Below are 12,682 nucleotides of genomic sequence, written 5' to 3' on the forward strand. Positions count from 1 at the left end.
TCACAATAGATAGGCTATTTGTACTTTATATTTGTAGCATGAAATGTATGGTAAATATAGAGAATGAATACCGATACGAGTGAAATAGAACGTCATTATCCTCTGACTCCTGATTTGATAATACATAGGATAATCAATGGTATGTGGCAAGTCGCAGGAGGACACGGGTATATCGATCAGGAGTCGGCAATTGAAGACATGATAAAATATCATGAAGCTGGATTCACAAGTTGGGATCTTGCAGATATCTATGGCCCTGCGGAAGATTTTGTTGGACAGTTCCGCAGGAGATTGTCAGAGATAAAAGGAGGGGGAGAACTCGATAGAATTCAGGCATTGACAAAATGGGTACCGCATCCAGGAAGAATAGAATATTCTAACGTTAAAGAAAATATTCAAAAATCACTCTCAAGAATGCGGGTTGACTCTCTTGATTTGCTTCAATTTCATTGGTGGGATTATAATAATCCGTATTATATGGATGCTCTCAAATATCTGTCAGACCTACGTGATGAAGGACTAATCAAGCATATAGGCCTTACAAATTTTGATACCGAACGTATGCAAATCATGATGGATTCAGGATTGCAAATTGTATCAAACCAAATTCAATATTCGATCATAGATCGTAGACCTGAGGTAAAAATGGTACAATTTTGCAACGAACATAATATCAAGCTACTAGCCTACGGAAGCCTGTGCGGAGGGCTGTTGTCAGAACGATATCTTGGAAAAATACAAGAACCATCTGCTTTTGATCTAGATACATTGAGCCTGAAAAAATACAAGAAGATGATAGATACATGGGGCGGATGGGGTTTATTTCAGAAACTTTTATCCACCTTGAACGAAGTATCACAAAAACACAATGTGAGTATTGCTAATGTAGCAACTCGATATATCCTGCAGAAACCTGCAGTGGCCGGTGCCATTATCGGTGTTAGGCTTGGGATATCTGATCATAGAAATAGTAATGCTCAGGTATTCAACTTCAGTTTGGACAAGTCTGACATTGATATTATAGATACCGTATGCACAAAGTCAAATAACCTATCTGACATGGTAGGAGATTGTGGTGACGAGTATAGATATCCATTTTAGAGAATCCTGTTCCTCTCAATCATTATAGACCTATTAGCCATTTGAGAATAGAATACTGGGAACACTGATTTAATTTAAGTACCAGATTATCAATAATGATAAATGGGCGGGGAGGGGATTTTTTTTAATTGATTAGATTTTTAATCCTATTTTATTATGTCAAATAGATATTATAATGGATATTGGATATTAAGATATCAGCCGGTTTCACTTTCTTATTGAAAATCAAAAACAATGGGAAAAAATATGATTAATAAATGATATTCGCATAGTAGTCTTTATCCTTCGTACCTGTGATAAACCTTGGTTATTATGTACCATGTCCCATCAAGTTTTATGAGCGTGTGAAAGTCTGTATAATTTGCTCCAACAGCGTCATTCTCCATGTCGACACGCAATATTGCTGTGGTTGGTGTAATAGATAGCACGTCGATTCGAGTCTTGATGTTTGGGGCAGGGCCGTTTTTTTCAACAAAGTCATAGAAATTCTTGATCGGCCCATGGAGTAACTTGTCATCGTCGAACCCGGATATCGTGGCATCCCTGTGGAAGGCCTGGGTAAGTATAGGAACGCTGCCGACGCGCAACCCTTCTACGTATAAAGCAACAGTAACGAGTGCATCCTCATATTCTTGAGTAGACACATTTTTTATATTCTTTGACATTGGAATTCTTTTTCAGTGAAAATAAAGTATTTTCCGTAATAAAACTTACTATATATATAGTAAGAAATGAGAACGCGAGAAAATAGTAGATTAGTTGATTACGATGCACAAGGTGGTCCGCCGAGAATACTCAAATAATAAAGTCTTTGATTGTGTTGAATATTATTAAATAGGACGACTTACTATATTATTCATATTCCAAGATCAAAAAAATGATGATAGCAATAAGTCAGGCGAAGCATATGCGCAATCCAATAGAAAAGGGAAATATGCAACTTCCACTGAAAATCGTAGATTAGTATGGGAATATATAATCTGGCCCCTAATTTTAAAAATTAACAGAAATTATTTTACTCCAAATGAATACCACATAATCAGAGACAAAGTTTCGAAAGAAAAAAAAATTCCTACATCAAAGGTATCCGGAGGACTGGTATCACTATTGCTTAAAGGAATTATAACTCAAGACAAGAAATACTATTCAATCCATTACAAATTAATTCCCTATATGAGAATAAAATCAAAACTGGATTACGGAACTGTTTTAAGGGAAACTTGTTCTAAAAAATAAGTATAAATAGTATTGTATTGATGATTCTCCAAACCTTGCAAATAATCCTTGCTCCTTCTCGTTCTCCTTTTCTGTTTGTTCATTAATCCATAGTCGTCATAACAAACTGGTAATCCGTTCACTTTGAGAAAAGGCCAGAGCTTGGTTGTCTTAAAATAAAGATGATTTTGTAAACACGGTTTATCCATTCTCGGCTGACATAATAACTACTGCACGTGATTTTATACCATTTTTCTATCTTACTACAAACCCCAAGTTTCATTCTACGTTATTCGAAATGAAAAGATATGGCGAAACTAAAGATCATTTAAACAAGTATATAGTTTTCACTTGATAACATTTTTTCACAATAATCTATAGGAAAAATCTTTTTATAGATTTATAGTGATAATAATATGATTGAATATGGTCATGGTGGGTAATTATATTCAAAAATATATACCTAAAAGAACTGAGATAGCCCTGTCCCCCAATAAAGACAAAATTAGTCAGCAATTACCTTCTTGCTGTATACCTAATTGTCATTCTTATCCCTTATCGAGGTGCACCAAGTGTTCAAGCTATTGCTGCTATGCGCATGTGTACGGTCACGATCATTCAATAGAGAATTTTGAAATACTTAAATAATTTCACCTTAATTTTATTACAAAAATACTTCATTTATTGATCAAAAAAAGATAGATAGAGATAAAAGATCTATAACAAACAATCTACAAGAATCAGGGTTTGTATAGCTACCGGTTGGGGTATCTATGAACATAGAAAAGGACATAATTTTATATCTTTTCTATAATTCTAGGATTCATTGGTTTTGAGTCCTAATTGTAAATATTTTGAGTATATTTAACTTGGGAATGTTTTCTGTTCTGTTGGTCCACTAGATTTTAGACCAGATGTCTCCTTTCTACTAAATATTGGATATTGCGCTCTTCTAATCAGTATGGGTAAATGTTTTTTGTCGAAGGGAAAAACCGGCAGCACTTTTGGAAAGTTTCAATGACAAACCAATCCATGATGTTTGAAATTATAGATGAGGGGAGAAAAAAAGATAGAACCTTTGATATAGACTCAAACCGATAACAGAATATATGACCATATCACTATTCATCTTTTTAGGTGTTATTACATTTATAGATCTGAATTTAAATATCTTGGTATGCAATGCAAAGTGCAAATGGCAAAAGACCCAGTTTGTAGTATGAACGTGGATGAAAAGACTGCAAAAACATGTATCGAAAATTGGCGGAAACAAGATATATTTATGTTCTTCTACATGCAAACAACAATTCGATAAGAATCCTTCAAAATATGGATATTGATACAAATCATGGATAAACAATTCTAAGACTAGTCAATTTCGGATATACCGTCATATTTTCTTTTTATCGATTCTATTCTGCCTCGATATTTTTCAGCATATCCTGATTTGCATGATATACAACAGAAGAATCGTTCAATATCTGCGAATTTTAGAATCTTAGGTTTACCATAGACAGGTCCATCACAGAAATCACAAGTAACGCTTATTGTTAGGCCACTTTCAATTTTTTTCTGAATTTCGCCTATCTCTTTTTTTAGTATCTTGTTCTGCGTTTTGTAACCGATGTTCTTTTTTCTTTTCACATTTTCATCAAGGTCCTGCAATTGGATGAAATTCTTTTCTTTTGACTCTACCTTATCAAAGTCAAAAATTGGTAGGATCCCCTTGATAAAACCTATGTTAACCAATCTTTCATAACGTGACTTTACGGTTGGAGTTGTTATTCTCGTCTCCCTTGATATCTTTCTAAATGACTTTCTGCCGTCCTCTAGTAGTGACCTTATGATAGATACATCAATTTCATCAAGGCTAAGTGGCATATGAAGTTGTCAATTTACTTGCTTTGTAATAATATTCTTTACATTTGTAAAAAGTAATAGCCGAAAATGTTATTAGATTTACTCAGTATTGTGGTACTCTAACAAATTTGTATCCTGATTCTTCTAATCTTTCTTTAATGTCGTGTTGAGTTATTTCCAAGGGATCAAATTCTACGATCACTGTATCTGTTATATTGTTAATATTTATTTTTTTGATTCCTTTTTTATCTTTTAATTGCTTTTCCACAATAGGTTTGCATGTAGTACAATACATTCCGACAACTTTAAAGTAGACTTTTTCCATAATATGTCAATAATTCTTTTCTTGTAATTTATTTAATTGATAGCGCTGTTAAAAAGGATGTAGACAGAGGGTCTTAGACCCAGGCATTAAAAAAGATGTAACCAAAATAAACTAATTTTACATTTGTAAAGCCTTGTTGTTATATATCTATTAATCACTACTCATTGTATGGCAAAGGACCCCATATGTGGAATGTTTGTTGAAGAAAATGAAAGTTCCATTCATCATACTAAAGACGGAATATCCTACTATTTTTGCTCGTCTCAATGTTTAGACGAATTTCTTGAACCCGAGAAGGCCCTCAAAAAATTAAAAATACATGTCCTAATAAGCATAGTATTAACCATCCCAATCGTATTGTTTAGCTTACCACATATGATTCCACAATTGGAACACCTCTATCCAATGGAAATGATGGAATATATCAATTACATACTTTTGGCTTTGGCTACTCCAATACAATTTTGGATTGGTTGGCGTTTTTACAGAGGATTCTGGGATGGTATCAAATCAAAAGCGTCAAATATGGATACGTTAATTGCTATCGGAACAACAGCCGCTTATATTTACAGCGCCATAGTTACCATCTTTCCTGGATACTTCCCTTTTACAGCGGTATACTTTGAAACAAGTGCAATCATAATTACTCTTATCCTGATAGGAAGGCTGCTTGAAACTAAGACAAAAGAAAAAGCATCAGGTGCGGTTAGAAAGCTTTTAGATCTAAAACCTAGGACTGCACATGTATTGAGACCTGAAATCAGAGAAAAAAATACTGCAGGTTCCGATGCTAATAAGAATAGTAATAATCCTTTGGATGGTTCTAGACTAAAGCTAGTTTCAAAAGAATTTAGAGAACTTGAAATTCCAGTGGAAGAAATCATACAAGGCGACTTGATGATCATACGCCCAGGAGAAAGGGTTCCCACTGATGGAATGATAGTAGACGGTTCATCTTCGATAGATGAATCTGCGATAACAGGTGAAAGTATACCTGTTGACAAAGTAAAAGGCGACGAAGTAATTGGGGCAACAATTAACAAAAATGGCCTCTTAAAAGTCAAAGCAACTAAGATTGGTCAAGATACAGTATTATCTCAAATCATAACCCTGGTAGAAGAGGCCAAAACAGGTAAATCCAAACTTGAAAGAATGGTGGACCAGGTAGCAAAATATTTTGTTCCGGCTATTGTAATAATAGCAATCGGGGTATTCCTTGGTTGGTATTTTATTGGGAATGCGGGATTAACTTATTCCGTACTAGCATTTGTTTCTGTCATGATAATAGCATGTCCATGTGCTTTAGGATTGGCGACGCCAGCAGCATTAATGATGGGTGCCGCAAAGGGAGCTGAAAATGGTATTTTGTATAAAGGCGGCGAGCATATAGAAATAGCAAGTAAAGTCAATTTAGTGGTATTTGATAAAACTGGAACATTAACAGAAGGAAAACCATCTGTTACTGACATAGTAACATTTGATAATATAGATGACAACGAGTTGTTAAGACTAGCAGCGATAGGAGAATCAGGGTCTGAGCACCCTTTGGCCAAAGCTGTTATCACAAAAGCCAACGAAAAAGGAATTCATGCAGTTTCGCCTGATTCATTTGAAGCGGTAGCAGGTCATGGTCTTATAGCTAAATACTCTGATCATGACATAACGGTAGGAAATAGAAAGATAATGCTTGACAATGATATTTCAATTCCTGAAAACATTGAAAAAAGACTTTCGGAATTGGAAAAAGATGGTAAAACAACAGTACTAGTCTCACTAGACAATCATTTGTATGGATTAATTGCAATATCTGATACCATAAAGGAAGGTGCCAAAGAAGCGATTCTTGATCTAAAAAACTTGGGAGTTGAATCAATAATGCTCACTGGAGATAATGAACGGACAGCAAAGGCTGTCGCTTCCAGAATTGGTATTACCCGAGTAATATCTCAGGTGTTGCCACATCAAAAAGAAGAGATCGTAAGCAGTATACAGACAAAAGAAAAAAGAGTTGTAGCAATGGTAGGTGACGGAATTAATGATGCTCCAGCTTTAGCCCGAGCAGATTTGGGAATTGCAATAGGGTCCGGAACAGATATTGCCAAAGAAACTGGTGGTATAATATTAATTAGCAACAATATTGGAGACGTTGTAACCGCATTAGAATTAGGAAAGAAAACTGTCTCAAAAATAAAGCAGAATTTGTTCTGGGCTTTTGCTTATAATACGGGGTTAATACCTGTAGCAGCAGGTGCATTGGTTCCTATTTTGGGACTATCAGTATTTGGGTGGCTCCCAATTCTTGCTGGATTGGCAATGGCCATGAGCTCTGTCACTGTTGTTACTAATTCTCTTTTTTTGGGAAGATATAAACCAAGAACAATAAATAGACCAAAAACAAAATCAGTTTAGATGACCATTATATTATTCTTTTTTATTTATAGGATTTAAAAACAAGCATTCTTGACTTATCTGGATCTGGAGTTTAAGCCGTTGTAGACCTTTATCGGCTACTAAACCTTTAACCCTTCATATCTTTTAGTTCTCAACTTGATTATATGAAAAAAATTTGATTATACAACCCTCATCTACAGATGATATAATCCCTTTTTTAGCATATCAGTCAATTATCAATATTGGATTATACAATAATACGATAGATACTTTCTTCTATCCATACCTTGATGTCATTATTGTCAATCCTTGCATTGTCAATCCTTGCATTGTCAATATTCATCGCATGGATGATACCTTTTAGTTAGAGTCTTGATAAATCTAATAACTTTTCAGGTTAAATAAAATCTATTGAAAGCTTAAATTTGAATTCTAAAAAGTAATGTGAAATAAGTGAACAACAAAAAAAAAAAGGATTAGTTGTTTATTTGTCCTAATGCATTATTTCCTGTGTTAGCTTGGAATTGGAAGTTCAAGTTATTGCCAGAGAGTACAGAGCTTCCACCAGAAACTACTTGACTATTCTGTTTTGATTTTTGAGATTGGCTAATGATTTGTTTTGCTTTGTTACTCTTTTTTGCCAATGCATCTTCTGAAATTGCCAATGGGGCTAGGACCAAGGCAAGTGCGAGAACAACAGCTGTTGATACTAGTAATGTTTTATTTGTGTTCATACTTGTAAACTATAACATGATAATTCAACTTATATTAGATATTTTAGATATTTCTATGAATCTTTAGAGGTAAAATTAAACAGAATTAATTTCTAGGTTACGGTCTAGAGGTCTGGTAAGCATATAATAAAAGTACAGGGAATATTTTTTTGGAAATAGATTTAATCTAATTAATAGTCTTTATTTGTCACTCTACAGGTGTTTTTCATTTACCCGTTTTCTATCAATTTATATTTGACTAATTTTTTTTCAAATATCTAAAATCTTGTCCGATAATTTTATCAATTCTCCCAATTTTAGATTGATTTATGATCAATCGCATATAGCATATCCAAATCCAATCCCATTACGCAGGCTATCCACCAATGAGATGCAGAACCTAAACTAATGAATCTGTTTCGTAATTAAATTAACTGTATAGTATCGGAATTTCTAAAGATATTTGGATTGATGATGGTATATACTCATTGAGAACACTCGAATTACAGACCTTTTTTATGTAGCCCTCTGCTGATCTCTATTCTCTTAAAGTGTTAGTGGTACAAGTATAGATAGGATATTCTGATTGTTAATATTGTTGTTGTTGGTTTTGTTAGTAGTATATAGTATTTGAAGTTCAAAAAAGAAGAGATTAACGAAAAAAGCTCTCCCAAAGAGTATAGTAGTTGGGGGGAGATAGGACTACTAATTCAGATTGTTGCAGCTAAAATAAAGACTTCGAACAAAAAGTATGACATAATATTAGGAATAACAAATGGAGGAATCATCCCAGCAAGGCTAATGGCCCAAGAACTAGACATTGATCATATACAGTTCATACCCGTTAGAAATAAGAAACTACATATCGAAGAAATGCCTCAATTAACGACCGATAAAAAGTATCTTGTAGTGGATGAAATATACGATACTGGTCAGACATTTTCTAAAGTCAAACATGCAATAAAAGATTTTGATTGTGATTACGCATTTCTTATGAGAAGATTCAACGAAACTAATCGGAATGAAACAGACGATGAAATAACCTTTATCGGAAAAATATTAAACCATGACAAATGGGTCGTCTTTCCATGGGAACTAAAATCATTACCATAGGATAGAATTTTGCTTGGAAATTTTTGATTGTTGAATCAAATTAAATGTGTGCTCGACATGTCCATAAAACTATAAAAATGCTTTGTTGCATAATTCCTTATTCTCCGGTTATCATCATGATCATCATGTTATATTCTTCTAAAAATGTTATACAATGATACTTTTATCATGATCTCCTTTACCATGTTTTGAAACCTGTTTGCTGATGTGTATTCACCAAACATTCTCTTTATAGCTGAGAACACAGTTTCAGATATCCATCTCTGTCCGTATTTTCTTTTTGTCTTCCATTTCAACAGATCCTTTGCTTGTAACTTTACTTCGTTGTTCCTTAACCTATTGTTTTTAGGAGAAACAATAGAGTTCCTTCTTACCTTTATACCTGGATTGATCTTTTTGTCCTCAAGATACACAAAGTTTGGATTTGAATCATAGGCTCCATCAGCTAGTACCGATTTTATCTTTACAGTGTTTGGTTCTCTCGAATCCAAAACATGATTGACTAGTTTCTTTAGCATTTTCCCATCATGTACCTTCTCATCTGTCACTTCCAAAGCAATGATTTTCCTGGTCTTTATGTCTACAGCAACGTGGATCTTGAGATATCCTTTTCTATTTTGTGTATTCCATTTCTCATCCATCCACTGACCTCTGTTAGTAATCTTGATACCTGTACTGTCTATTGATATTATTAGGTCATCATCGTCATCCATCTTGTCTCTTTTAATATCGATGTTTAGCTTGTTGATTCGTTTACAGATGTGACCATAACTTGGTGGATTAGCAGGTAACCTTTTTCCTGTGGCCTTAATTATACCTTGGGTTTGTCTGTATGGTAGGTGAAATAAATAGCGAATGTAACCAATGGCCAAGATGAAAGAATCTGGAAATACAAATGGTTTACCCTTTTTGTTTATATTCATATTCTCTATCTCTGAACCCCAACCATCAAGGAAATCATACGAGAAGAGGATCTCACCGCGTTGAACTAATGAGCGATTGTAAGAGGGCCAGTCTATCACAAATAATCAATCTGTTCATTCCAGCTAAATATGTTGAGTTAGGCGACAAAGCATATAAAAACCATAATACTCTAAGAAACCAAGATATATGATTCAAAAGTATGAATACAGTCATTTGCACTAAATACAATTTGTGTTTCCAAATCATATATTCGATTTAGTAACGATTGATGTTTACTTGACTTTGACTGGAACGTCAAAAAATAGATGAATAATTCGAGAAGATCAAGTATAATAAATATGTTGACTATATGGGGAGTATAATGAGTAGTAGAGATTTTAACCCATTTGACTGGTATAGAAATTTCTTTGGAAGGCACACAAACAAGAATAGAGGGGGATTCTTCGATGATTACTTTGCTGGATTTGAAGAGATGCAAGAGGAGATGGAGAGAATATTTAAACAATTTAATAATATTCAATCCAATGCACCAAAGGAATTGGTAAGAGAATATCAAGCACCAGATGGTACAAAAGTAAGAGAAGTTGGGCCAATAGTTTATGGATATTCGATGACAATTGGACCTGACGGAAAGCCGCATATAAGACAATTTGGAAACGTTAAGAATTTGGCCGGAGGATCAAACAAGCAAGAAATTAATATCACTGGTTTGGCCGCAGGACCAACATTAACGGCTGAGAGAGAACCTCTGGCAGATCTAAATACTACCGAAAAGGAAATCAAAGTCATAGTAGAAATGCCAGGTATAAAAAAAGAGGATATTAAAATAAATGCGACTGAAGGTATGGTGGAAATTGCAACTACAGGTTCTCAAAGAAAATATCATAAAACTGTTGAAATTCCCTTAGAAGCTGATATAGATTCAGCTAGATCTAACTATACTAATGGTATATTAGAAGTCGTTTTCAATAAAAAAGAAAATGTAAAACCAAAAGGTAAGGAGGTAAAGGTAGAATAACGCTGAATAATACAACTTGTTTAATACTATACTATTAAGTAGTTAGCCATCTTTCCTGTTGTTTACCTCTCTTCCTTTTCATACCATTTTATTATTATCATTAAATAGTATTTTTAAATATGGATCTTTACCAACCCCCTATCTAGGAAGCAGATAAATATTACTCCTAGAGATGAAGAATAAGATCTACGTGCACCTTGTATCATCTTTTCTCTATTCCCATCTCTAGTTAAAACACCATCTACTCATTTCTTAAACTTCTTATTCCTTTTTTGATGATTCTCTGTATTTTATTTCTAGGGACTTTATAGTATTAAATATCGGTCATCCAGGAACAGATGATAGTTACGAGTCCAATAACGATGATAAAGTTAAGAGTATCTTTAATGGTCTGATTTAGACTTCACTAATACAATTGATAATGATTAGAAATTTTAACATAATAAATTAATCCAGTTTGATCAATTATGTATGATAGAAAAGAATGACTACTAATGAGGAAACCTCTCACGGCTAAACCTGTTACATATTCTTCCAGTCATGGTACAATCTAACTTTCAAGAGGCAAGAAACACTAGACTAGTGTAGGTTATTAAACTATTATCACTAAATAATGATAGGTGTTACTAAATTCCCCTTGAGACAGATATTAATGAAATGCTTGTGGAAAGCGCATCAAATACTATATCTGAATCAGAGTATGGGACTCATGCATTAGTTATTTACGAGAATTTAGAGACACTAAGAGAATTTTACTCGCAATATATAAAAAAAAGAATTGAAGAGAAAAATGAATTTATTCAACTAGCATCGTTTTACGAAACTGAAGATTCTGTCAGAAAAACTCTGTCGGCAGGACATGTATCAATAGATGTCGATAAGTGGGAGAAGACTGAAAATTCATTGATGATTATGGATTCTTTAAAGAAATATTTAGGTAATGAATCTCAACAATCTGAAAATAATTCTGATAAGGATTTAGTAGGATACGCCAAAGAGAAGGGAAAAGCGGGTGTATCATTCTTGGGAGATATGGGCCCTTTTCGTTATGAGCACCGCATACAGGATCTCCTAGCATACGAATCATCTCTACCTACTAGATACGATATCGATTTAAAGAGATTATGCCTATACCATCAAAAGGACTTTAATACACTTTCAAAGGAGCAAAAGCAAAAGTTATTAAGTCACCATGCATTTGCTATAAAAATATGATACTTTTAGACGGGCTTTTTCAAATCTTTCAGGCTAATTTTGATCAAAATTAGCATATAAGTAAATAACCTACATGGTATCATTTTTTCCAAGCATCATTTATCATCTCCCGGAGATCAGGAAAACGAATTGGTTTTTGAATTATCCTATCAATTCTTGCAATCTTAAAGTTCTCATGATCTTTCAAATCTTTGGCATCAAAAGCAGTCATTAAAAAAATCTTTATTTCATTATTAATCTCTCTAATGTTCTTTGCAAGGTCTATACCATTTATGTCTGGCATTCTCATGTCCGTAATTATCAAGGAATGTTTACCAGAAGTTTCCCTAAAATATTCAAGTGCCATTATAGGATCAGTGAAAGAGATTGCATTGAATCCTTCTTTTTTCAAAAATTCTTTGAAAAGATCTGCAAGTTCTATTTCATCGTCCACTATAATGATAGACTTATCAGATGACGATGACAATTAGTGCTGATTTTTTTCTAAATTATTTAAATTTATCCATAAAATTATAGACCCTAAGGAATTGTACTACTTTGTAAGCCCGTTCTCATGGTTCAAGTGAGTGATCAATCTAATTCTTTATCGTAATTCAGTGTTGTTTGTCGCTTTATGACATCATAATGAGTGAAGGGGTCAAATCCTTTTGGTGTACGGGTTGTACTGAGATCCCATTTTTTGGGTCATCTGCGTCGTAATTATTATGAAGAGTTGGTGGGCTGCATAAATGTAAAGTATTGATTTACAATAGAAATCTTATAAAAAAAGTACCATAATCTATTTAAATAATTTATGAGATTTCAGAT

At 33.8% G+C, this 12,682-nt stretch carries 11 protein-coding genes; 5 read left to right on the forward strand and 6 right to left on the reverse strand.

What is annotated here, in order from left to right:
* Positions 1-63 precede the first annotated feature (63 nt).
* A complete protein-coding gene (locus NMY3_RS07390) occupies positions 64-1,101 on the forward strand; it encodes an aldo/keto reductase (RefSeq protein ID WP_196818267.1) in 1,038 nt (345 codons plus the stop codon).
* A 278-nt stretch (positions 1,102-1,379) separates the two neighbouring features.
* Here the strand turns inward: NMY3_RS07390 and NMY3_RS07395 are convergent, their stop codons facing one another.
* The 3 genes from NMY3_RS07395 to NMY3_RS07405 form a co-directional block, all read right to left on the reverse strand.
* A complete protein-coding gene (locus tag NMY3_RS07395) occupies positions 1,380-1,766 on the reverse strand; it encodes a nuclear transport factor 2 family protein (protein WP_196818268.1) in 387 nt (128 codons plus the stop codon).
* 1,918 nt (positions 1,767-3,684) lie between these two features.
* Positions 3,685-4,197, reverse strand: coding sequence for an AsnC family transcriptional regulator (locus NMY3_RS07400; protein ID WP_196818269.1), 513 nt, complete (start codon positions 4,195-4,197; stop codon positions 3,685-3,687).
* Positions 4,198-4,279: 82 nt separating this feature from the next.
* On the reverse strand, positions 4,280-4,501 hold the full coding sequence (locus NMY3_RS07405) for a heavy-metal-associated domain-containing protein (protein ID WP_196818270.1): 222 nt from the start codon (positions 4,499-4,501) through the stop codon (positions 4,280-4,282).
* Between the two features lie 168 nt (positions 4,502-4,669).
* On the opposite strand from NMY3_RS07405, the gene NMY3_RS07410 reads away from it, so the two are divergent.
* Complete coding sequence (locus NMY3_RS07410) at positions 4,670-6,910, forward strand: heavy metal translocating P-type ATPase (RefSeq protein ID WP_196818271.1); 2,241 nt, start codon at positions 4,670-4,672, stop codon at positions 6,908-6,910.
* A 458-nt stretch (positions 6,911-7,368) separates the two neighbouring features.
* Here NMY3_RS07410 and NMY3_RS07415 read toward each other — a convergent pair whose 3' ends face one another.
* Positions 7,369-7,626, reverse strand: coding sequence for a hypothetical protein (locus NMY3_RS07415; RefSeq protein WP_196818272.1), 258 nt, complete (start codon positions 7,624-7,626; stop codon positions 7,369-7,371).
* 609 nt (positions 7,627-8,235) lie between these two features.
* Here NMY3_RS07415 and NMY3_RS07420 point away from each other — a divergent pair.
* A complete protein-coding gene (locus NMY3_RS07420; RefSeq protein WP_196818273.1) occupies positions 8,236-8,718 on the forward strand; it encodes a phosphoribosyltransferase in 483 nt (160 codons plus the stop codon).
* Positions 8,719-8,846: 128 nt separating this feature from the next.
* Here NMY3_RS07420 and NMY3_RS07425 read toward each other — a convergent pair whose 3' ends face one another.
* Positions 8,847-9,740, reverse strand: a complete 894-nt coding sequence (locus tag NMY3_RS07425) for an IS5-like element ISThar1 family transposase (RefSeq protein ID WP_196815659.1) — start codon at positions 9,738-9,740, stop codon at positions 8,847-8,849.
* 263 nt (positions 9,741-10,003) lie between these two features.
* Here NMY3_RS07425 and hsp20 point away from each other — a divergent pair, with 263 nt between their 5' ends.
* Positions 10,004-10,660 (forward strand): archaeal heat shock protein Hsp20, encoded by a 657-nt coding sequence (gene hsp20, locus NMY3_RS07430; protein ID WP_196818274.1) that lies wholly within the window; start codon positions 10,004-10,006, stop codon positions 10,658-10,660.
* Positions 10,661-11,323: 663 nt separating this feature from the next.
* Positions 11,324-11,875 (forward strand): MEDS domain-containing protein, encoded by a 552-nt coding sequence (locus NMY3_RS07435; RefSeq protein ID WP_196818275.1) that lies wholly within the window; start codon positions 11,324-11,326, stop codon positions 11,873-11,875.
* Between the two features lie 79 nt (positions 11,876-11,954).
* Here NMY3_RS07435 and NMY3_RS07440 read toward each other — a convergent pair whose 3' ends face one another.
* Positions 11,955-12,341: a response regulator gene (locus NMY3_RS07440; RefSeq protein WP_196818276.1), complete on the reverse strand. Its 387-nt coding sequence runs from the start codon at positions 12,339-12,341 to the stop codon at positions 11,955-11,957.
* Between the last annotated feature and the right edge of the window lie 341 nt (positions 12,342-12,682).

Origin of the sequence: Candidatus Nitrosocosmicus oleophilus, assembly GCF_000802205.1 — an archaeon.
GTDB classification, from domain to species: Archaea; Thermoproteota; Nitrososphaeria; order Nitrososphaerales; family Nitrososphaeraceae; genus Nitrosocosmicus; species Nitrosocosmicus oleophilus.